This is a genomic window from Streptomyces sp. NPDC104814 (assembly GCF_055583185.1).
Genome location: NZ_JBVJOL010000019.1, coordinates 37,034 through 58,620, shown reverse-complemented (window position 1 = coordinate 58,620; position 21,587 = coordinate 37,034). Strand labels below are relative to the sequence as shown.

The 21,587-nt window shown below is 72.1% G+C and carries 17 protein-coding genes; 4 read left to right on the top strand and 13 right to left on the bottom strand.

What is annotated here, in order from left to right; translation table 11 throughout:
- Nucleotides 1-344: 344 nt before the first annotated feature.
- From ACZ64A_RS36655 to ACZ64A_RS36640, 4 genes are all read right to left on the bottom strand, one after another.
- On the bottom strand, nucleotides 345-1,763 hold the full coding sequence (locus tag ACZ64A_RS36655; protein WP_469816346.1) for a sugar porter family MFS transporter: 1,419 nt from the start codon (nucleotides 1,761-1,763) through the stop codon (nucleotides 345-347).
- Between the two features lie 231 nt (nucleotides 1,764-1,994).
- A complete protein-coding gene (gene smc / locus ACZ64A_RS36650) occupies nucleotides 1,995-5,603 on the bottom strand; it encodes a chromosome segregation protein SMC (RefSeq protein WP_469816344.1) in 3,609 nt (1,202 codons plus the stop codon).
- Between the two features lie 219 nt (nucleotides 5,604-5,822).
- Nucleotides 5,823-6,026 carry a hypothetical protein gene (locus ACZ64A_RS36645; protein ID WP_361627640.1) on the bottom strand — a complete coding sequence of 68 codons (204 nt, stop codon included), beginning with the start codon at nucleotides 6,024-6,026 and terminating at the stop codon, nucleotides 5,823-5,825.
- 378 nt (nucleotides 6,027-6,404) lie between these two features.
- The gene (locus ACZ64A_RS36640; protein WP_361627643.1) at nucleotides 6,405-6,686 is read right to left on the bottom strand and encodes an acylphosphatase; all 282 of its coding nucleotides are present in this window, start codon (nucleotides 6,684-6,686) and stop codon (nucleotides 6,405-6,407) included.
- Between the two features lie 185 nt (nucleotides 6,687-6,871).
- Between ACZ64A_RS36640 and ACZ64A_RS36635 the strand changes: the two genes are divergently transcribed.
- Nucleotides 6,872-8,026, top strand: a complete 1,155-nt coding sequence (locus tag ACZ64A_RS36635) for a CAP domain-containing protein (protein ID WP_469816350.1) — start codon at nucleotides 6,872-6,874, stop codon at nucleotides 8,024-8,026.
- A 135-nt stretch (nucleotides 8,027-8,161) separates the two neighbouring features.
- On the opposite strand, the gene ACZ64A_RS36630 is transcribed toward ACZ64A_RS36635, so the two are convergent.
- Nucleotides 8,162-8,746 carry a flavodoxin family protein gene (locus ACZ64A_RS36630; protein WP_469816342.1) on the bottom strand — a complete coding sequence of 195 codons (585 nt, stop codon included), beginning with the start codon at nucleotides 8,744-8,746 and terminating at the stop codon, nucleotides 8,162-8,164.
- Nucleotides 8,747-8,851: 105 nt separating this feature from the next.
- Here ACZ64A_RS36630 and ACZ64A_RS36625 point away from each other — a divergent pair, with 105 nt between their 5' ends.
- The gene (locus tag ACZ64A_RS36625) at nucleotides 8,852-9,253 is read left to right on the top strand and encodes a winged helix-turn-helix transcriptional regulator (protein ID WP_469816340.1); all 402 of its coding nucleotides are present in this window, start codon (nucleotides 8,852-8,854) and stop codon (nucleotides 9,251-9,253) included.
- Here ACZ64A_RS36625 and mutM read toward each other — a convergent pair.
- From mutM to recG, 8 genes are all read right to left on the bottom strand, one after another.
- Nucleotides 9,243-10,103 (bottom strand): bifunctional DNA-formamidopyrimidine glycosylase/DNA-(apurinic or apyrimidinic site) lyase, encoded by an 861-nt coding sequence (mutM, locus tag ACZ64A_RS36620; RefSeq protein ID WP_469816338.1) that lies wholly within the window; start codon nucleotides 10,101-10,103, stop codon nucleotides 9,243-9,245. The two genes, ACZ64A_RS36625 and mutM, sit on opposite strands and share 11 nt — an antisense overlap.
- A gap of 123 nt (nucleotides 10,104-10,226) precedes the next feature.
- Nucleotides 10,227-11,027 (bottom strand): ribonuclease III, encoded by an 801-nt coding sequence (gene rnc, locus ACZ64A_RS36615; RefSeq protein ID WP_469816336.1) that lies wholly within the window; start codon nucleotides 11,025-11,027, stop codon nucleotides 10,227-10,229.
- Nucleotides 11,028-11,034: 7 nt separating this feature from the next.
- Nucleotides 11,035-11,208 carry a 50S ribosomal protein L32 gene (gene rpmF, locus ACZ64A_RS36610; RefSeq protein ID WP_003951102.1) on the bottom strand — a complete coding sequence of 58 codons (174 nt, stop codon included), beginning with the start codon at nucleotides 11,206-11,208 and terminating at the stop codon, nucleotides 11,035-11,037.
- Nucleotides 11,209-11,210: 2 nt separating this feature from the next.
- A complete protein-coding gene (locus ACZ64A_RS36605) occupies nucleotides 11,211-11,858 on the bottom strand; it encodes a YceD family protein (protein WP_469816334.1) in 648 nt (215 codons plus the stop codon).
- A gap of 134 nt (nucleotides 11,859-11,992) precedes the next feature.
- Complete coding sequence (locus ACZ64A_RS36600) at nucleotides 11,993-13,072, bottom strand: ATP synthase F0 subunit B (protein ID WP_469816332.1); 1,080 nt, start codon at nucleotides 13,070-13,072, stop codon at nucleotides 11,993-11,995.
- 58 nt (nucleotides 13,073-13,130) lie between these two features.
- Nucleotides 13,131-13,610, bottom strand: a complete 480-nt coding sequence (gene coaD / locus ACZ64A_RS36595) for a pantetheine-phosphate adenylyltransferase (RefSeq protein ID WP_469816348.1) — start codon at nucleotides 13,608-13,610, stop codon at nucleotides 13,131-13,133.
- A 26-nt stretch (nucleotides 13,611-13,636) separates the two neighbouring features.
- Nucleotides 13,637-14,224, bottom strand: coding sequence for a 16S rRNA (guanine(966)-N(2))-methyltransferase RsmD (rsmD, locus tag ACZ64A_RS36590; RefSeq protein ID WP_469816330.1), 588 nt, complete (start codon nucleotides 14,222-14,224; stop codon nucleotides 13,637-13,639).
- 106 nt (nucleotides 14,225-14,330) lie between these two features.
- Nucleotides 14,331-16,529 carry an ATP-dependent DNA helicase RecG gene (recG, locus tag ACZ64A_RS36585; RefSeq protein WP_469816329.1) on the bottom strand — a complete coding sequence of 733 codons (2,199 nt, stop codon included), beginning with the start codon at nucleotides 16,527-16,529 and terminating at the stop codon, nucleotides 14,331-14,333.
- Nucleotides 16,530-16,764: 235 nt separating this feature from the next.
- Between recG and ACZ64A_RS36580 the strand changes: the two genes are divergently transcribed.
- Together ACZ64A_RS36580 and ACZ64A_RS36575 are read left to right on the top strand one after the other, a co-directional pair.
- Complete coding sequence (locus tag ACZ64A_RS36580) at nucleotides 16,765-18,612, top strand: HSP90 family protein (RefSeq protein WP_469816327.1); 1,848 nt, start codon at nucleotides 16,765-16,767, stop codon at nucleotides 18,610-18,612.
- Nucleotides 18,609-21,557 carry a tetratricopeptide repeat protein gene (locus tag ACZ64A_RS36575; protein ID WP_469816325.1) on the top strand — a complete coding sequence of 983 codons (2,949 nt, stop codon included), beginning with the start codon at nucleotides 18,609-18,611 and terminating at the stop codon, nucleotides 21,555-21,557. The genes ACZ64A_RS36580 and ACZ64A_RS36575 overlap by 4 nt, the downstream gene beginning before the upstream one ends.
- Nucleotides 21,558-21,587: the final 30 nt, after the last annotated feature.

The following is a 21,587-nucleotide window of genomic DNA, read 5'->3' as shown; positions in this document are numbered from 1 at the left end:
GAGGACGGACACCCCCCACCCCGGCCCCGACTCAGAAACCGGCCGCAGGCGAGGACCGCAACCACCCACCGGACGGAAACGGGCCGCCGCAGGCACAAAAGGGGCGCGGGGAACGGCGCGACCAGCCACAACGAAACCCGCAGACAACAACGCACCCAGCGCCGCAGGCACCCGGCGCCGCAGGCAAACGCGCCGCAGGCACCCGCGCCGCAGGCAAAGGCAAAGGCAAAAGCAAAAGCACCCGTACAAACACCACCGCCCCCACCCGGAGGGCAGAGGCGGTGGACGATTCGAGGAGAGGGGCAGCGGGGACTTGGCCCTTCCCCCCGAGCAACGGGAGGGCCTCAGCCCATCTCCTCCAGCGCCTTGCCCTTCGTCTCCTTGACGAACTTCAGGACGAACGGGATGGAGAGCGCCGCGAAGACCGTGTAGATCACATACGTACCGGAGAGGTTCCAGTCCGCCAGCGACGGGAAGCTCGCGGTGATGGCCCAGTTGGCGATCCACTGCGCGGCGGCGGCCACGCCCAGCGCGGCGGCGCGGAGCTTGTTCGGGAACATCTCGCCGAGGAAGACCCACACGACGACACCCCAGGACAGGGCGAAGAAGAGCACGAAGATGTGCGCGGCGATCAGGGCGACCCAGCCCTGGGTGCTCGGCAGCTTGCCGTCGACCAGGTGGTAGCTGAACGCCCAGGCCTCCAGCGCGAGGCCGACGACCATGCCGACCGAGCCGATGAGCGCGAGCGGCTTGCGGCCGACGCGGTCGACGAAGATCATCGCGATCACGGTGCCGATGATGTTGATGATCGACGTGGTGAACGAGTAGAAGAACGAGTCCGTCGGGTCGACGCCCACCGACTGCCACAGGGTGGAGGAGTAGTAGAACGCGACGTTGATGCCGACGAACTGCTGGAACACCGACAGGCCGATGCCGACCCAGACGATCGGCTTGAAGAAGAAGCCGCCACCGAGCAGGTCCTTGAAGGAGGACTTGTGCTCGCTCTTCATGGCGTGCTCGATCTCGGTGACGCGGGCGTTCAGGTCGACGCCCTTGCCCTCGACCTCGGCGAGGATCTCCTTGGCGCGGTCACGCTTGCCGACGGACAGCAGGAAGCGCGGCGACTCGGGGATGGCGAAGGAGAGCATGCCGTACAGGACGGCCGGGACGACCATGACGCCGAGCATGACCTGCCAGGCCTCCAGGCCCATCAGCTTGCCGCGCTGGTCGCCGCCCGCGGCGTTGAGCAGGCCCCAGTTGACCAGCTGGGAGACGGCGATGCCGATGACGATCGCGGCCTGCTGGAAGGAGCCGAGACGGCCTCGGTAGGCGGGCGGGGCGACCTCGGCGATGTAGGCCGGGCCGATGACGGAGGCCATGCCGATGGCGAAGCCGCCGACGATGCGCCAGAACGCGAGGTCCCAGAGGGCGAAGGGCAGGGCCGAGCCGACGGCGCTGATCGTGAAGAGGGCCGCGGAGATCTGCATGCAGCGGATACGGCCGATGCGGTCCGCTATGCGGCCGGCGGTGGCGGCACCGATGGCGCAGCCGATCAGGGCGATCGCGATGACCTGGGCCAGCGCGGCGGAGCCGATGTCGTAGCGGTCGCGGATGGCCTCGACGGCGCCGTTGATGACGGAGCTGTCGTAGCCGAAGAGGAAACCGCCCATCGCGGCCGCTGCCGCGATGAAGATGACATGCCCGAGATGATCGGGATGAGCCGTACGGGCTCCTGGCTGGGGTGCCTGCGCTGTGCTGGTCACGTGTACTCCTCGGGCCACCGGCAACGCTGCCGGGTGGGGGTCTGCCCTTCCAGGCTTCCAGTGGCGCATACAGGCACGCCGCTCACACCTGAAGGTAAAAGCAACGTTGCAGAGACTATGCCTTCAAGTTTCGAAGTCAATACTTCATCGGCTGTGAGTTTCTAGATACCCGTAGCCACTCGGCGTTCAAGAAATGAACATCGAGTCAGATGATCTTGGGAACTCCCCGCACTAGCGGAGTCGCTGCGAGATGACCTTCGAGACGCCGTCACCCTGCATGGAGACGCCGTACAGCGCGTCCGCGACCTCCATCGTCCGCTTCTGGTGGGTGATCACGATCAGCTGCGAGGCCTCCTGCAGCTCCTGCATGATCCGGATCAGCCGCTGCAGGTTCGTGTCGTCCAGCGCCGCCTCGACCTCGTCCATGACGTAGAACGGGCTCGGCCGCGCCTTGAAGATCGACACGAGCAGGGCCACCGCGGTCAGCGACCGTTCGCCGCCCGAGAGCAGGGACAGCCGCTTGACCTTCTTGCCCGGCGGACGCGCCTCGACGTCCACGCCCGTGGTGAGCATGTTGTCGGGATCGGTCAGCACCAGGCGGCCCTCTCCACCCGGGAAGAGGCGGCTGAAGACGCCCTCGAACTCGCGTGCCGTGTCCCGGTAGGCCTCCGTGAAGACCTGCTCGACCCGCTCGTCCACCTCCTTGACGACCTGGAGGAGGTCGGCGCGGGTCTTCTTCAGGTCCTCCAGCTGCTCGCTCAGGAACTGGTGCCGGGCCTCCAGCGCCGCGAACTCCTCCAGCGCGAGCGGGTTCACCTTGCCGAGCTGCTGGTAGGCGCGCTCGGCGGCCTTCAGGCGTTTCTCCTGCTCGGCGCGGACGAAGGGACGCGGCTGGTTGCGCGGGTGGCCGGGGTCCTCCGGCAGCTCCTCGCCTTCGGCGGGGGGCGAGGGCGGCACGGGCTGATCGGGCCCGTACTCGGTGACCAGCCCCTCCGGTTCGACACCCAGTTCCTCCAGCGCCTTGGTCTCCAGCTGCTCGATGCGCAGCCGCTTCTCGGCACCGAGTACCTCGCCGCGGTGGACCGAATCCGTCAACTTGTCGAGTTCGGACTTCAGTTCGCGTCCCGCGCTACGGGCGGCGGTCAGTTCCTGCTCGCGGGCGGCCTTGGCGGCCTCGGCGGCGGACCGCTCCTGCTCGGCCCGGGTGAGGGACACCTCGATGTGCGCGAGCAGCCGGCGGGCGCCGGCGGCGACGGCCTGGGCGACGGCTGCCTCGTGGCGCAGCCGGGCCCGGCGCTGCTCGGCACGCGCGCGTGCCTCGCGTTCCGCGCGGGCGGCACGGTCCAGGGAGTCGGCCCGTCCGGCCAGGCCCTTCACGCGTTCCTCGTGGGTGCGGACCTGGAGGCGGGCCTCCATCTCGGTCTGCCGGGCGTTCGCGCCGTCGGCGGCCAGCCGGTCGCGCACGGAGGTGTCCGGCTCCTCCTCGACGGGGGTCTCCTCGGCGACCTCCAGCCGCTCCGCCAGTTCCTCGGCGTCCTGGACGGCCTGCTCCAGCGCCTCCTGTGCGCGGGCCGCGGCCGCGGCGGACCGCTCGGCCTCGCCGGCGGCCGCGCGGGCCTGCCCGGCGAGCCGCCCCAGCTGCTGGGCCACGGCCGACTTCTCCCGGTCCGCGGCTCGCCGGCGTTCACCGAGTTCTTCTACGACACCGACGGCCGCGGTACGCCGTTCAGCCGCCATCCGCTGCTCCTCGGCCAGCCGCTCACAGCGCACCGCCAGCTCACCCAGCTCGGCCGCGGCCTCGTCGACGGAGGCCTGCACCTCCAGCAGGCTGGGGGCGCCGGCGGAGCCGCCGTGGGCGAAGTGGGCGCCCAGCGAGTCGCCCTCGGCGGTCACGGCGATCAGCTCGGGGTGCGCGTAGACGACGTCCTCGGCGTCCTCCAGGGTGCCGACGACCACGATGCCGCGCAGGAGGCGGCGGACGGCGGGCATGAGCTCGGCCGGTCCTTTGACGAGGTCCACGGCGGGGCGCGCCCCGGTGTGGGGGGTGGCGGGTGCCTGCGCGTCTGCGGGTGCCTGGTGGCTGGTCGCGCCGTTCCCCGCGCCCCCTCGGGGCGCTTCCGGTGCCCCGGACAAGAGCAGGGCCGCCCGTCCCCCGTCCTGCTTGCGCAGCAGGCGGATCGCTTCCGCTGCTGCGGCCGGGGTCTCGACGGCGATCGCGTCCGCGGCCGCTCCGAAGGCCGCCGCGAGGGCCACCTCGTAGCCCGGCTCCACGGTCAGCAGTTCCGCCGCCGGGCCGATGACTCCCTTGAGGCGGTCGCGGGCGCCGAGCAGTATGCCCGTGCCGTCCTTGCGGCGGAGGCCGAGTGCCAGGGCCTCGTGGCGTGCCTGGGTCGCGGCGCGGCTGCGTTCGGCGGCGGTGAGGGCCTCGCGGGCGGCGCCCAGTGCGGTTTCCGCCTCGGCGAGCTGCCGTTTGGCCGTCTCATGGCGTGCGGCCAGTTCCTCGTCGCCGGCGTCGAGGCCGTCGACCTCGGCCTTGAGCGCCTCGTACTCCTCCTGCGCGGCGACGGCGCGTTCCTGGGCCTCGTCACGTGCGGCGGCCAGGCGGTCGATCTCCGCCTGGGCGGACGCGGCGCGGGAGCGCGCGGCGCCGACCTGGCCGCGCAGCCGCGCGAGGCCCTCGCGGCGGTCGGCGATGGCGCGGGCGACGTCCTTGAGGCGCCGCTCCTCCTGGGCCAGCTCCCGCTCCAGCTCCGCGCGGTGGGCGACGGTGTCCTCCAGGGCCCGTTCGGCGGCCTCCAGCGCGGCCGTCAGCTCGGCCTCCTGCTCGCGGATGCGGGCGGCCTCGCGCTCCATGTCCTCCGGGTCGCGGCCGCGCCGCTCCTCGGGCGGGGCGGAGGTGGCGCTCTTGACCCGGGCGTCGGCCAGGGAGACCGTGCCGCGGACGCGTTCGGCGAGCTGGGAGAGTTCGTACCAGGTCTGCTGGGCGCGCTGGAGGCGTGGCGTGAGCCGGCGTACCTCGTCCTCCAGCAGGGCCTCGCGCTGCTGCGCCTTCTTCAGGTCCTGCTCGGCGGCTTCCTTGCGGGCCTTGAGCGCGGCCTCGTCGGCGATCTCGGTCTGCAGCGCGCGGCGCAGGCGTACGAGGTCGTCGGCGAGCAGGCGCAGGCGGGCGTCACGCAGGTCGGCCTGGATGACGGCGGCCCGGCGGGCGACGGCCGCCTGCCGGCCGAGCGGTTTGAGCTGGCGGCGCAGTTCGTCGGTGAGGTCCTGGACGCGGGCGAGGTTGGCCTGCATCGCGTCCAGCTTGCGCAGGGCTTTTTCCTTGCGCTTGCGGTGCTTGAGGACGCCGGCGGCCTCCTCGATGAAGGCGCGGCGGCCCATGGGGTCGGCGTGCAGGACGGAGTCGAGCTGGCCCTGGCCGACGATGACGTGCATCTCGCGGCCGATGCCGGAGTCGGAGAGCAGTTCCTGGATGTCGAGCAGGCGGCACGTGTCGCCGTTGATCTGGTACTCGCTGCCGCCGTTGCGGAACATGATCCGCGTGATGGTGACCTCGGCGTACTCGATGGGCAGCGCGCCGTCGGAGTTGTCGATGGTCAGCGACACCTCGGCCCGGCCCAGCGGCGGGCGGCCGGTGGTGCCGGCGAAGATGACGTCCTCCATCTTGCCGCCGCGCAGCGACTTGGCGCCCTGTTCGCCCATGACCCAGCTGAGCGCGTCCACGACGTTGGACTTGCCGGAGCCGTTGGGGCCGACGACACAGGTGATCCCCGGTTCGAAGCGGAGCGTGGTCGCCGAGGCGAACGACTTGAACCCGCGGAGCGTCAGGGCCTTGAGGTGCACGCCGTCGGACTCTACCTTCCACGGTTGTCTCACTCTATGAACCCCGGTGCTACCCGCGGTTTCACCGATGAACGGCGAGGGCACATCAGACGTTGTAGAGGGTGAAAGGATGCACGGGGGCAAGAAAGAAGGGACGCCGAGGCGTCCCTTGCACTTCTGACACTGAGCGGTTGACGGACAGCCCAACCACTGCCTGTGCTGTTGTGGAGCGTGCAGTGATCAGGTGAGCGCAGGCTCCGCCTGGTGTGCGTCAACGCTCTCCATGATCCTGTCGTGAGAAGCGGCAGCCTGCAGGGCGTCCTTCTCGGCCTGGATCCGTACGAGCTCGGATTCGAGGTCCTGGACGCGCTGCTGGAGCCGTCGCATCTCGGCGAGGAGTCGCGGGTCGGAGCCGCCGACGTAACCGAGAAGCGCCTTTGCCATGATGGATGGTCCTCCACACTGAGTGACCGACCGAAGCGGTGTGGGTCGTGAGGGATTCGCACCCGCGGCTGCCTGGCGGGCCTGGAGTTGTGCTGCCGTTCAGCCATGCCAAACAGCTAAGGTGCGCGGGCTTTCAGCGTCTCACCAAAAAGTTTGACGGTCAACACGATCACGCCCCGTGTGGGAGGACGACCCGGGGCACGCGGCTGACAAACGCCTGCGCGGCGACTCCTGCGGGCCCCTCGGGGCGTGGCGATCATCCTTGCGTGCGCGGGCCCTCATCGCAAGCCCTTCTCCGCAGCGACCTGCGGTTTCCGGGAGGCGCGGGGGGCGTGCGGAGCGCATCGGCGCGCCGTGGGGCGGACCGGGAGCCGCGCGTCAGCGGATGGCGAAGCCGTCGTAGCCGCCACGGGGTGTGTCCCAGATCTCGGTGACGCCCTCCACGCGACCCGGCGTGTCGCCGCCCCGGAGCCAGTCGAGCAGGCCCTCGCAGCCCGGGCGGGAGCCCTCCGCGACCACCTGGACGCGGCCGTCGGCCAAATTGAGAGCAAAACCACTCAGGCCGCCGATCTCGAGCGCCTTGGCCCGCGTGAACCAGCGAAAACCCACGCCCTGCACGTGTCCACGCACCCAGGCGACCAGTCGTACATCCTCGCTCATGGGTGCAACCTAACCGGCCAATGTCTCTTGGGACACTTCCTCCCCAGGCGCCATGGGGTACCGTCCCGACGCAATGCATCTCATATGAAACTCACCCGATCGGGTGGGTCTGGTCGGCTGCCGGGGGCGAGGGGACCCCCATGACCCGCTGGGCGGGCCGACCGGAGGACGAGGAAGGCCAGGACATGGGACGCCACCGACGCTCCGCCGCCGGCCGCGCCGCCAAGGGCCGCGCCACGGGGGCCGCGCAGCCGGAGGGCTCTCGCGCGGAGCACCGCACCCCGGGCGGTTCGACCCGGGGCGACACCGCCCCCCTGGGCATCGCGCCCTATCTGAACCCCGAGGCGTACGCGGAGGCCGTGGCGAAGAGCCAGGCGTATCTGTTCGCCACCGACGACACCTCCTCGGGGGGCGGCTCCGGGTCTGGCTTCGCTCCGGACGCGGGCGCGCCCCGCGGCGGTGGGCGCCGCCGGCGCAGGCGGGCCGTGACGCCGGTGCGCACCGGTCTGCTGGGGGTCGCGGGCGCGGTCGCCATCGGTACGGTCGCCGTCGCCTCCGGTGTGGTGCCGGGGCTGCACAACTACCGGCTCGGCGGCAGCGCGGGCGGGGACGGCGGGGTACGGGCAGCGGAGGCGCCGACGAACTCGCCCAGCGAGCAGGGCGGCACCTCCGGCAGCGCCGAGGCCGGCAGCACGGGCGGCACGGTCACCGCCCGGACCCCCGGTCGTTCCACCTCGGCGCCGACCTCGGCGTCCGCGTCGGCATCGGCGTCGGCATCGGTCACTCCCTCGCCTTCCGCGTCCCCGTCCACCCCGCCGCCCTCCCCCACGCCCACGCCGTCGAAGACGGCGTCGACGAAGCCGTCGGCCGTGCCGCACACGACCGCTCCCTCACGCAAGGCGACCCCCACGAAGCCGCCGGAGCGGACCAGCACGCCCCCGGCCCCGGTCCCGGTGTCGGCGCGCACACAGGCCGAGGCGGAGGTCCTGCGGCTGGTCAACGAGGAGCGAGCGAAGGCCGGTGTGGCCCCGCTGGCGGCGAACAGCGCGCTGACGGGCCTGGCCGAGAACTTCAGCGACGACATGGCCGCGCGCGGCTTCTTCGACCACACCGATCCCGACGGGCGCACCCCGTGGGACCGTGCCGCGAGGGCCGGTATCACGGGTCTGGGCGGCGAGAACATAGCCCGCGGTCAGGCCGACGCGGCGGCGGTGGTGGCGGCCTGGATGGACAGCCCGGGCCACCGCGCCAACATCCTGAACCCGTCCTTCAAGACCCTCGGTGTCGGCGTCCACCTCGGCGCCGGCGGCCCTTGGTGGACCCAGGACTTCGGATACTGAACCGCCCCGGCCGGGAAGGGCCGGGGCGGCTCAGGGGGCGGGGCCCGCGGCTGCGGGGCCCGGCCTCGAAGGGGGCGGCGCGCCCTGGGAGTTCTGGGTCCTGGTCACGGCTCTCGCCCGGTGGCACCGGACGGGTCAGGCGGCCGCCAGTCCCCGCAGGAAGACGCGGGCCGTGTCCGCCACGCGGCGGCCCAGGTGCTCCGCCGTGGCGAGGTCGGCCTTGTGGACGCCCTCCGGGCCCTCGTCGACATTGGTCTGGGCGGCCGCGCCGGAGAAGAAGCCGAGGCGGTTGAGGTCGTTCTCGGAGGCCGTGCCGCTGTTCCAGCCGGGCAGCAGGCCCAGATTGACCCAGTGCATGCCGAGCTGCGCGGCGAGGATCTGGAAGAACTGCAGCGTGTGCAGCTTGTCGCCGCTCTTGGAGCCGGAGTTGGTGAAGCCCGCCGCCAGCTTGTCCGCCCACGCCCGGCTGGCCCAGCGCTTCGAGGTGGCCTCGGCGAAGACGTGGAAGGCGCCGGACGCGGTGCCCATGTAGGTCGGCGAGCCGAAGACGATCGCGTCGGCGCGGTCCAGCAGCTCCCACTGGGCGTCGGTGATCTCGTCGACCTTGATCAGGTGCACCTCGGCTCCGGCGTCGACGGCACCCGCCCGTACGGCCTCGGCCAGGACGGCGGTGTGACCGAAACCGGAGTGGTAGGCGATCGCGACAACAGGGATGGTCATGCGTACTCCTCGTCAAGGCAGCTCGGAAACGATGACCAAAGGAAAGCACTAACTTTTGGTTAGTGCAACCCAGCAGAAAGCGCTGCGCTGGAGTACGCTCAAGACATGACCGGTACCGACCAGCGCACGCCCGACCAGGACCTGCCGTACAACGTGTTCGCCAAGGCCTGCCCGTCACGGGGCACGCTGGAGCACGTCACCGGACGCTGGGGCGCGCTCACGCTCGGCGCGCTGCACGAGGGCCCGCTGCGCTTCAACGAGCTGCGCCGCCGGGTGGACGGGGTGAGCGAGAAGATGCTGTCCCAGACCCTGCACGCGCTGGAACGCGACGGGCTGGTCCACCGTGAGGCCCAGCCCACGAATCCGCCGCGCGTGGACTACGAGCTGACGCCACTGGGCCGCCAGGTCGCCGAGCGGCTGCTGAGCCTCATCCACTTCGTCGAGGGCAGCATGGACGACGTCCTGGCCGCCCGGGACCGGTACGACGGGTCCCGCGCTACGGCGTGACGCGCGGCGCCCGCTGGCACTTGGGGCAGAAGTAGCTGGAGCGGTTCATCCACGGGCGGCGCCGCATCGGCGTGCCGCACCGCTTGCACGGCAGGCCCTCTCGGCCGTACGCGTCCAGCGACCGGTCGAAGTAGCCCGACTCGCCGTTGACGTTGACGTAGAGGCTGTCGAAGCTGGTGCCGCCGACCGCGAGGGCCTCGTTCATCACGTCGCGGATGTGGCCGAGGAGTTCGGCCGTGCGCGGCCGGGTGAAGCCGGCCGTGGGGCGCTCGTAGTGGACGCGGGAGCGCCACAGCGCCTCGTCGGCGTAGATGTTGCCGACCCCGCTGATCAGCGACTGGTCGAGCAGCGCCCGCTTGATGGTGGTCCGCTTGCGGCGCAGCGCCTGGTGGAAGACCTCGTCGTCGAAGAGGGGGTCGAGCGGGTCGCGGGCGATGTGCCCGATGACGTCCGGCAGTCCGTCGTCGGTGGTGTCGTGCAGCGACAGCCCGCCGAAGGTGCGCTGGTCGACGAAGCGCAGCTCGGTGCCCTGCACGTCGGTGAAGCGGACCCGGATGCGCAGGTGCTTCTCGTCGGGCGCGGCGTGCGGCTGGACCAGCAGCTGGCCGCTCATCCCGAGGTGCGCGAGGATCGCCTGCCCGGTGTCCTCCAGCGGCAGCCACAGGTATTTGCCGCGCCGGCTGGGCACGCCGATGCGGTGCCCTTCGAGCCGGTGCGCGAAGTCGTCGGCGCCGGCCGGGTGGCGGCGTACGGCGCGCGGGTGCAGCACCTCGGCGTCGGCGACGGTGCGGTGGGCGACCCACCGCTCCAGGCCGCGTCGTACGACCTCGACCTCGGGCAACTCGGGCATGGTGCTCCCCCCGTCACGCGGTGCGGCGTCACACAGTATGGAGCGAGCGCCCGCCCCGGTGCGGGGCGGGCGCTCGGTCGTTCGTCGGATCAGGTCGTCCGTCGGAGCAGGTCGTCCGACGGATCAGGCGGAGGCCGACGCCTCGTCGGCGCTCTCGGCGGCCTTCGCCGCCTCGGCCGCCTTGGCGCGCTCGTCCGCGGCGGCGCGGATGGCGCGCCACGCGGACTCGGCGGCCTGCTGCTCCGCCTCCTTCTTGCTGCGGCCGGTGCCGGTGCCGTACGAGACGCCTCCGACGCGGGCGGCAGCAGTGAAGGTCTTCTCGTGATCGGGGCCGGTCTCCGTGACCAGGTACTCGGGAACGCCGAGCCCCTCGGTCGCGGTCAGCTCCTGCAGGGATGTCTTCCAGTCCAGGCCGGCGCCCAGGTTGGAGGACTTCTCGATCAGCGGGTCGAACAGGCGGTGCACCAGTTCGGAGGCCGCGTCGAGGCCCTGGTCGAGATAGACCGCGCCGATCACCGCTTCCAGGGTGTCGGCGAGGATGGATGCCTTGTCCCGGCCGCCCGTGCCCTCTTCACCGCGGCCGAGCCGGATGAAGGAGCCCAGGTCGAGGCCGCGTCCGACCTCCGCCAGCGCACGCGAGTTGACCACCGCGGCCCGCAACTTGGCCAGCTGGCCTTCGGGCAGGTCGGGGTGGGTGCGGTACAGCGTGTCGGTGACGACGAGACCGAGTACGGAGTCCCCGAGGAACTCCAGGCGCTCGTTCGTCGGCAGACCGCCGTTCTCGTACGCGTAGGAGCGGTGCGTCAGCGCTCGCACCAGAAGGGCGGACTCGAGCTGGTAGCCGAGCCGCCCTTCCAGAAGCGTGTGGGACGAGGCCTGGTTGTCCGCCGACTGCTTCTTGGGCGTGGACACAGTGCCTCTCACCAGCCGCTCAGACCTCGAGGACCTGGCGCTTGTTGTAGGTGCCGCACGACGGGCACGCGATGTGCTGCTGCTTGGGCTCGTGGCAGCGCTCGCACGCGACCAGGGTGGGGACCGCAGCCTTCCACTGCGACCGGCGGTGGCGCGTGTTGCTGCGCGACATCTTCCGCTTCGGAACAGCCACGGCTACTTCTCCTGCTTCTCGTCGACGCCCGCTTCGGCGCCGCTCGTGTCGTCCTTGTCGCCGTCCCGAAGTGAGCCGGCGAGTCCCTGCAAAGCCGCCCAACGGATGTCGACGGCGTCGTGGTGGTGGTCCGGGTCGTCCGCGAGCCGTACCCCGCACTCGGGGCACAGACCGGGGCAGTCTTCCTGGCACACCGGCTGCATCGGCAGTGCGAGCACCACCGCATCACGCAGCACAGATTCGAGGTCGAAGAGTCCGTCCTCGAGGAAGAGCCTGTCCTCGTCGTCCTCGGCGTCGTCGCCCGGTTCCGTGTGCTGGACACGGCCCCGGTCGTCGGCGTCAGGGTACGAGAACATCTCCTGGAAGTCCGCTTCGACGTCGAGCTGAAGCGGCTCCAGACACCTTACGCACTCCCCCTTCGCCGTGGCACGGGCGGTGCCTGTGACAAGCACCCCTTCAATGACCGACTCCAGGCGGAGTTCGAGCTCCAGCGGGGCGCCTTCCGGCACTCCGATGACTCCCACCAGACCGAAGTCCCGGGGAGTGGGGACCGTGCGAGTCAGGCGCTGCAGCGCACCTGGCCGCCGACCCAGCTCGTGCGTGTCGAACACGAGGGGGTTGCGGTGGTCGAGGCGGGCGTTGTGAGCCATTCCTGCTTTCGGTCTTCCAGCTCAGGGGGGACGCCGCCGCGGAAAGCTCCGGGCAGCGCTGATCGCGGACGTACTCGCGACCGAAGAGCCAGGATACTGGACCTTTCGCTCTCGGCCCAATCCGGGCCGGACGGCTACAGGCCGCGGCCCTGTTCGTAGGCCCTGAGCTGTTCGGCGCTGATCATGCCGGTGTCGAAGAGGCTGGTCTCGTCGAGGGCGTACGACTGCTGCTGCGCCGTCTGCTGCTGCGGTACGGCCTGGCCCTGCTGCTGGGCCTGCTGCGGGTCGTAGACGGGCTGCTGACCGGTGTCGTAGCCGCCGTAGCCGTAGGGGTCGGCCTGCTGGTAGCCGTAGGCGTCCTGCTGAGCGTACTGCTGGTCCTGTTCGGCGTACTGCTGCGGGTAGCCGGCGTAGGGGTCGGGCTGCTGGGCGTACGCCGCGTACTGCGGCTGGTGCGCCGGCGGGGCCGGGCTGGGCTGGGCCGGGGTGTCCTGCTCGGCGAGGGCGGCGAGGTCGGCGAGGTAGTCGGCGTCGCTGGAGTGCTGGACGGTGCTGGTGTCGCCGGCGAGGGCGCCGAGGTCGTCCGTGGCGATCCGGCCGTGCAGCTTCTGCCGGCCGCGGCCGACCGCCTCCAGGGTCTTGGCCAGTACGGCCTCGAAGGCGCCGAGCTTGGCGTCGACGTAGGCGTCGGCGTCGCGGCGCAGGGTCTCGGGGTCGTGGCTGCGCTGCGGGGCGTCCTCATCCTCGTAGCCGTCCGCGTCGAGGCCGGGGCCGGTGCCGAGCAGCTTCTCGCGGCCGCGGCCCACCGAGCCGAGGGTCTTGGTGAGGACGACCTCGAAGTTGGCGAGCTTGGAGTCGACGTAGTCGTCGGCCTCGGCGCGGATCTCCTCGGCCTCCTGGCGGGCCTCGGCGAGGATCCGGTCGGCCTCGGCCTGCGAGCGGCGGGCGACCTCGGTGTCGGAGATCAGCGAGCCGCGCTCGGCGTGGGCGCCGGCGATGATCCGCTCGGCCTCCTGACGGGCCTGCTCGACCATCTGCTCCCGGTCGCCGATCACCTCTTGGGCGTGGGCGAGGGAGTCGGGCAGGGCCGCGCGCAGCTCCTCCAGCATCGACAGCAGGTCGGCGCGGTTGACCACGCACGAGGCCGACATGGGCATCGACCGGGCACCGGAGACCGCGGAGACGATCTCGTCGAGCTTTTTCTGCACGTCCACCGTGTGCTCGCCACTCTCTACGGATGTGATGGAGACGGACGGGACGACTGTAGCCCGTTCAGCCTTGACGCAGCCGCGTGTTGAGCGCCTGGAGCACGGGGGCCGGGACGAGGTGGGAGACGTCGCCGCCCCACTGCGCGACCTCCTTGACCAAGGAGGACGACAGGAAGCTGTAGGTGGGGTTGGTGGGCACGAAGAGCGTCTCCACCCCGGAGAGGCCGTTGTTCATCTGGGCCATCTGCAGTTCGTAGTCGAAGTCGCTGACCGCGCGCAGGCCCTTGACGATGGCGGGGATGTCACGCTGCTTGCAGAAGTCGACGAGGAGGCCGTGGAAGGCCTCGACCCGGACGTTGCCGTACTCGGCGGTCACGGTGCGGATCAGCTCGATCCGCTCCTCGATCTCGAACAGGCCCTTCTTGGACTGGTTGATCATCACCGCGACGTACACCTCGTCGTACAGACGGGAGGCGCGGGCGATGATGTCGAGATGTCCGTTGGTGATCGGGTCGAACGACCCGGGACAGACGGCGCGGCGCACTTGTGATCCCTCGCTCTCCGGTCCGGTCATCGTGCGTCTTCGCACGTAGAGGCGGCGCGACCGTACCAAAACGTTCCCTCGCCGTAGCGCCGGGCCCGGAGGGCTTCGAAACCGTCCGGCCACCGGAACTCCCCGCCCCTGGTGCTGCGCTCCACGGTGACGAGCGCTTGCTCAGCGAGCCAGCTTTCCGAGCGGAGTGTGAGCAGGATCTCGCGAAGATCGTCGTCGGTGACGGCGTACGGCGGATCGAGAAAGACCAGGTCGTAGGGGGCCTGCGGGGGTCCGGTGCGGACGATCTGTTCCGCTTTGCCGTGTCTGATCTCGGCGCCGGGCAGGCCCAGGCTCCTCGCGTTGTCGCGCACGGTCCTCGCGGCACGGGCGTCGGCCTCCACGAGGAGGGTGTGGCTCGCGCCGCGGGAGAGGGCCTCCAGGCCGACGGCGCCGGAGCCCGCGTAGAGGTCGAGGACCCGTTCGCCGTCGAGGGGGCCGCCGAGGAGGGACTGCCAGGTGGAGAAGAGGCCCTCGCGTGCGCGGTCTGAGGTGGGGCGGGTTCCGGTGCCTGGCGGGACCGCCAGGCGGCGGCCGCCGGCTGCGCCGGCGATTACGCGGGTCATCTCGGGTCCTTGGTAGGGGGCGGCTCGGTGTTCATTGTGGCTGGTCGCGTCCCCACGGCGGTAGCCGCGTACGGGGGGACGCCCCGCGCCCCGGGGCAGGACCGCTTCACCCCTTGTCCAGGTACTGCTCCCTCTCCTCGTCCAGGAGGGCGTCCAGTGCCGTCCGCAGGGCCGGAAGGCCCTCCAGTTCCGGGTCCGCCGCGACGATCCGCGCCGCCTCCTCCCTCGCCTCCGCGATGATCTCCTCGTCCTCGATGACCTCGAGGACGCGCAGGGAGGAGCGGGCGCCGGACTGGGCCTGGCCGAGGACGTCGCCCTCGCGGCGCTGTTCGAGGTCGATCCGGGACAGTTCGAAGCCGTCGAGTGTGGCGGCGACCGCGTTCAGGCGCTGGCGGGCGGGGCTCGCCTCGGGCATCTCGGTGACCAGCAGGCACAGCCCGGGGGCCGCGCCACGGCCGACCCGGCCGCGCAGCTGGTGCAGCTGGGAGACGCCGAAGCGGTCGGCATCCATGATCACCATCGCGGTGGCGTTGGGGACGTTGACGCCGACCTCGATGACGGTCGTGGCGACCAGGACGTCCGTCTCGCCGGCGGCGAAGCGGCGCATGACGGCGTCCTTGTCGTCGGGGTGCATCCTGCCGTGCAGCACCTCGACCGTCAGGCCGGTCAGCGGGCCGCGGGCGAGCTGTTCGGCGACGTCGAGGACGGCGAGCGGCGGGCGCTTCTCGGCGTCGTCCTCGGCGGACTTCTTGGTCTTCTTGTCGTCCTCCTCGTCACCGATGCGCGGGCAGACCACGTACGCCTGGTGGCCGTTCGCCACCTCCTCGCGCACCCGCTCCCAGGCGCGGGCCAGGAAGTGCGGTTTGTCGGCGGCGGGGACGACATGGCTGGCGATGGGCGAACGGCCGGCCGGGAGCTGGTCCAGGACGGAGGTCTCCAGGTCGCCGAAGACGGTCATGGCCACCGTGCGCGGGATGGGGGTGGCGGTCATGACGAGCAGGTGCGGCGGCTGCTTGCCCTTGCCGCGCAGGGCGTCGCGCTGTTCGACGCCGAAGCGGTGCTGCTCGTCCACGACGACCAGGCCGAGGTCGTGGAACTGGACCTTGTCCTCGATGAGCGCGTGCGTGCCGATGACGAGGCCGGCCTCGCCGGTGACCAGGTCGAGCAGCGCCTGCCGGCGGGCGGCGGCGCCCATGGAACCGGTGAGCAGGACGACCTTGGTGCCCTGTTCGGCGCCGCCGAGCAGGCCGCCTTCGGCCAGTTCCCCCATCATCTCGGTGATCGACCGGTGGTGCTGCTGGGCGAGCACCTCGGTGGGCGCGAGCATGGCCGCCTGCCCGCCGGCGTCGACGACGGCGAGCATGGCCCGCAGGGCGACCATGGTCTTTCCCGATCCGACCTCGCCCTGCAGCAGCCGGTGCATCGGGTGTTCCGTGGCCAGGTCGTCGAAGATCTCCTGGGAGACCTTCTGCTGGCCCTCGGTGAGGGTGAAGGGCAGGCGGGCGTCGAAGGCGGCGAGGATGCCGTCCGGCTCGGGGCGGCGGGCCACCGCCGGGAGCTGCGCGTCGGCGTGGCGGCGGCGGGCGAGGGCGACCTGGAGGACGAAGGCCTCGTCCCACTTCAGACGGGCGCGGGCGTCGGCGATGTCGGCCTTGGTGTGCGGGCGGTGGATCTTGAGCAGGGCCTCCGGCAGGGAGACCAGGCCGCGGCCCTCGCGCAGGCTGTCCGGGAGCGGGTCGGCGGCCTCCTGGGCGCTGGGCAGGACCGTCTGGACCGCCTTGCCGATCTTCCAGGACTCCAGTTTCGCGGTGGCCGGGTAGAGGGGGATGAGCGCACCGGCCCATGCCTCGACGCTCTCCTCGCCGTCGCCGCGCAGCAACTCGTAGGCGGGGTGGTTGAGCTGGAGGCGGCGGTTGAAGACGGAGACCTTGCCGGCGAACATCGCGCGGGTGCCCGGCAGCAGTTCCTTGTGGGGCTTGTGCACGCCGGCGTTGAAGAAGACCAGCTGGAGCCTGCCGCTGCCGTCGGTGATGGTCACCTCCAGCCGCTGGCCCTTGCCGCGCGGGGCCCGGGAGGAGGCGAAGGTGTGCAGGCGGGCGTCGGCGACCTGGGCGACCACCGTGACGTGCTCGTCCATGGGGAGGTCGGCGAGGTGGGTGAGCTGGCCCCGCTCCTCGTATCTGCGCGGGTAGTGGTGGAGGAGGTCGCCGACGGTGTGCAGGCCGAGGTGCTCGGCCATCACCTTGGCGGTGGCGGGGCCGAGCACCTTCTTCAGGGGTTCTTGCAGTGCGGGCACGAGATCCATTGCACACCACGGCACTGACAATGCCGAAGACGTGCGGCGACTCCGGTCCCTCGGCACGCGTGGCACGCGTCGGGAGGGGGCGGCGACGGCTTGGGCAAGTCTTCGGAAATCCCTGGTAGGGACGTTCGTTCGAACCGTAGGATGACGCGCTCCGGCCATCCCCCGCGGATCCCCGCCCCACCGGGACCGCCCGACCCCGCGCCCTCGGCCCTCCCCCACCAGCGGCGCTGTGACGATGGACTCGCAGACCTCACAGTCATCCCAGGCATCCCGGTCACCTCAGACACCTCAGACACCTCATTCGTTCCAGGTCGACCTGCGTGGTCTGGTCGACCTGCTCTCCCACCACCTCTACTCCAGTCCGAAGGTCTATCTGCGCGAGCTGCTGCAGAACGCCGTCGACGCCGTCACCGCCCGCCGGGCCGAGGAGCCCGGCGCTCCCGCCCGGGTGCGGATGTACGCCGAGGGCGGCACCCTGCGCGTGGAGGACTCCGGGATCGGGCTCACCGAGGCGGACGTGCACACCCTGCTGGCCACCATCGGCCGCAGCTCCAAGCGGTCGGACGGGTTGCGCGAGGCGCGCTCGGACTTCCTCGGGCAGTTCGGTATCGGGCTGCTGGCCTGTTTCGTCGTCGCCGAGCGGATCCGGGTGGTCAGCCGCAGCGCCCGTACCCCCGACGCGCCGCCGGTGGAGTGGACGGCGCGCGACGACGGCTCGTACACCGTGCGGACGTTGCCGGTGGCGGATCGGCCGGAGCCGGGCACGACCGTGTACCTCACCGCCCGTCCCGGGGCGGCCGAGTGGCTCACGCCCGAGCGGGTGCTGACGCTGGCCCGGGACTTCGGCTCGCTGCTGCCGTACGACGTGCGGGTCGGCGAGGAGGCGGTCACGGACCTGCCGGCGCCCTGGGACCGCTCCTATCCGAGTCCCGCGACGCGCCGCGTGGCGCTGGCCCGGCACTGCCACGCTCTGTTCGGGTTCACTCCGCTGGACTCCATCGACCTGGACGTGCCGGTGGCCGGCATCCGCGGGGTGGCCTACGTGCTGCCCCAGGCGGTGAGTCCCGCGCAGCGGGCGGGGCACCGCGTGCACCTGAAGGGCATGCTGCTGACCGAGCGGGCCGAACAGCTGCTGCCGGACTGGGCGTTCTTCGTGCGCTGCGTGCTGGACACCGACAGCCTGCGGCCCACCGCCTCGCGCGAGTCGCTGTACGAGGACGAGACGCTGGCGGCCGTGCGGGAGGCGCTCGGGGAGCGGATCCGGACCTGGCTGACGTCGCTCGCGGCCGGTGACCCCGAGCGGCTCGCGGCCTTCCTGTCGGTCCACCACCTCGGCGTGAAGTCGCTCGCGCGGCACGACGCGGAGATGCTGCGCACGATGCTGCCGTGGCTGCCGTTCGAGACGACGGACGGGCGGCTGTCGCTGGAGGAGTTCGCGCAGCGCCACCCGGTGGTGCACTTCACGCGGACGGTGGAGGAGTACCGGCAGGTCGCGCCGATCGCCTCCGCGCAGGGCGTCGGTGTCGTCAACGGCGGCTACACGTACGACAGCGAGCTGGTCGAGGCGCTGCCGTCGGTGCGGCCCGGCACGGTGGTCGCCGAGCTGGATGCGGACACCGTCACCGCGCATCTGGACGGGGTCGAGGCGGACGTGGAGCTGGCGCTGGCGGGCTTCCTGGCGGCCGCGCGGGCCAAGCTGGACCCGCTGGGCTGCGATGTCGTGCTGCGCGCCTTCCATCCGCTGTCGGTGCCCGCGCTGCACCTGGACGACCGGGCGGCCCGGCACGAGCAGGCGCGCGCCGAGGCGCAGGAGCAGGCGGACGACCTGTGGGCGGGCATCCTCGGCTCGCTGCGCGGCAGCGCGCCACGCGCGCGTCTCGTGCTGAACCACCTCAATCCGCTGGTGCGCCGGATCAGCGCGCTGGGCGATCCGGAGCTGATCGGCACCGCGACGGAATCGCTGTACGGGCAGGCGCTGCTGATGGCGCAGCGGCCGCTCAGGCCCGCCGACTCGGCGCTGCTGAACCGCGCCTTCATCGGGCTGCTGGAGTGGGCGACGCACGGGGAGGGCGAGCAGCGATGAACGAGATCACCGACTTCGACGCGTTGCGCCGGGCGATGGCGGAGAACTCCGAGCAGCCGGAGGGTCCGGCGCGCAACGCGCGTGCCGAGCAGCTGCTCGCCGAGGCGGAGAAGCTGGACATCCCGCTCGCCGTGATCGAGGCGCTCGGGCACCAGCTGAAGGTCTACAACTACAGCTCCGAGAAAGCGAAGATGTTCGTCCCGTTCGCGCGGCTGCTGCGTATGTGGGACGAACGGCCCGAGGACTTCGACGCGTACGAGGCGCACTCGCTGCACTGGGTGTTCAAGTGGATGTCGTCCGGCATGCTCGACCAGCCGCACATCCCGCTGGAGTCCATCGAGAAGTGGCTCGGCGAGATGGAGCACCGCTACCGGCTCGCCGGGTACTCCGAACGGGCGGTGCGCAGCGCGGAGCTGTCCGTCGCCGCGCATGTCGGGGACATCGCGCGGGCCGAGCGGGCCTGTGCCGGGTGGCTGGCCGCGGACCGCGACGACATGGCCGACTGCCACGCCTGCGAGCTGCACCAGCAGGGCTGGTGGCAGTCCGAGCGGGGCCGGGACGCGGAGGCGCTCGAGGCGTGGCGGCCGGTGCTGGAGGGCGAGTTCAGCTGTGCGCACGAGCCGCACACGGTGCTCGCCTCGTCGCTGCTGCCGCTGCTGCGGCTGGGACGGACGGACGAGGCGCGCGCGCATCATCTGCGGGGCCTGCGGCTGGTGCGGGCCATGGAGAGCATGCGGGGCGCGTTCGCTGACCACGTGGAGTTCTGCGCGCTCAGCGGCAACGAGGCACGCGCGCTGGAGCTGCTGGCCGAGCGTCCGGCGTACTTCACCGACGACGGGCATCCGCGCAGCCGCATGGATTTCCTGGCGGTGGTCGCGCTGCTCATGGACCGGCTGGTGCAGCTGGGCCTGGCCGGGCAGCGGGTGCCGGGGCCGGCGGGCCGGGGGTGGACGGCGGGGGAACTCGCCCTGCACGCGCGTGCCGAGGCGCTGGCGCTGGCCGAGCGCTTCGACCGGCGCAACGGCACGGCGTACGTGAGCGAGTGGGTACGGGCGCGGATGGCGCAGCGGCCGCTGGTGGAGCGGCTTGCGCTGGGCGTCCGGTCGGTGCGGACGGCTCCGCCGGCACCGGTGGCCGCGCCCGTGGCCGAACCCGCCGTCGAAGCGGACCTGCCCGCGCTGCTCGCCGAGGCACGGCGGCTGTCGGACACGCTGCGGCCGGACGCCCTCGAGGCGTGGGCGGCCGTCGCGCGGGCCGCCGAGGGCGCCGAGCTGACGCCGTACGACCGGGCGGAACTCCTCGACCACGAGGCGATGAGCCGCGGCGAGGAGGGCGCCGAGCTGTTCGAGCAGGCGGCCGGGCTGTACGCGCGGGCGGGCGACGAGGGTGAGGCCCTCGCGGCACGCGCGCGTGGGGCGTACGTGCGGGCGCTCGCCGGTGACGTGGACGCGGGACTCGCGGCGGTAGCGGAGCCGTACGACCGGGTGCTCGCGCTGTACGCCGGTGACGGCACCGGGCTGCGGCAGGCCGCGTCGGTGGTGATGAGCCGGGCGCGGATCCTGATGCGACGCGTGCACGAGGCCGAGGGGCCGGTGGACGCGGAGGTCGCGGAGCGGGCCGAGGGGGCCGTACGGGAGGTGCTGGCGCTCGTCGAGGGCCGCACCGGTGACGACGTGCGGCTCGCGGCGCGGCATGCCGAGGGGCTCGCGATCCTCGGCGAACTGGCCGCGCACGGCGGGGATCCGCGGGCGGCCGCCGAGCTGTTCGGCCGGGCGGCACGGGAGTTCACCGACGCCGGGGTGCCGTGGTTCGCGGTGGAGTACGAGGCGCGGCTGGCGCAGCTCGCCCATCACCTCGGGGACACGGCCGAGGCCGAACGGGCGCTGCGTGCGGCCCTGGAGCACGGCGGGGCGCAGCTGACGCCGGTCGGGCGGGCACAGCTGCACCTGCAGCTCGCCGAGGTCGTCGGCGGACGCGGTGAGGTGGCGGAGGCCGCCGAGCACACCCTGGAGGCCGCGCAGTGGGCGGACGAGGCGGGCGAGGGGCCGGCGCTGGGCGCCTGGGCGCGGCACCAGCTCGGCGGGCTGCTGGTCCGGCAGGGACGGTGGGCGGAGGCGGCGGAGGTGCTGGAGTCGGCACTGCCCGACGTGCGCGCCGAGACGCACGGCGACGGGGCGGTGGTGCAGACCCTGTGGTGGCTCGGGGACTGCCTGGGCGAGCTGGGCGAGCATCGGGCGGCGGCCGAACGGCGTCTGCAGGCGGCCGACATCGCCCGGCACTGGCCGGAGCAGCAGGACCACGCCACGCTCGCCCACCTCGCCGCGACGAGCCTGGAGGCGGCGGGGCTCGCGGAGGAGGCCGGGCAGGCCTACGCGCGGGCCGGTGAGCTGTGGCGCGCGGTGGACGACGTGCACGGCTTGGTGCGTTCGCTGCGTGCCCGCGCGTGGCTGGCGCTGCGGGCCGAGGACGGCCCGGCGGCGGCCCGGGAGCTGATGACGGCGGCCGCCGAGGAGTGCGCGGCGGCGCTCGCGGCGGCGGACGGGGACGAGGAGGCACGGCACCGGGTCACCGCGGAACTGGGCCACACCCACCGCCAGTACGGCGATCTGCTGGCCCGCTGCGGCCCGGAGGCCTTCGAGGACGCCCTGGCCGAGCTGGAGAAGGCGATCACCGTCTTCGCCTCGCTGGGCCCGGACGCGGTCCACGCCCGCACCGGCGCGGAACTCGCCGCGGGCCGGCTGGCGGCCGAGCTGGGCCGGCCCGACGCGGCACAGGCACGCGCGCGTGCCGTCCTCACGGCGTACGAAGGGGCCCCCGAGGACGACGGGACGGCCGCGTCCCGCCGTGCGGAGGCGGAACAGCTGGCGCAGGCGGTGGGGAAGGCACAGGCGGTGCAGAAGGAGGCGGTGCAGGAGGCACAGGCGGTGCGCAAGGCGGCGGACTGAGCGCGTCCGCACCGCCTCCGGTGTCCCCGC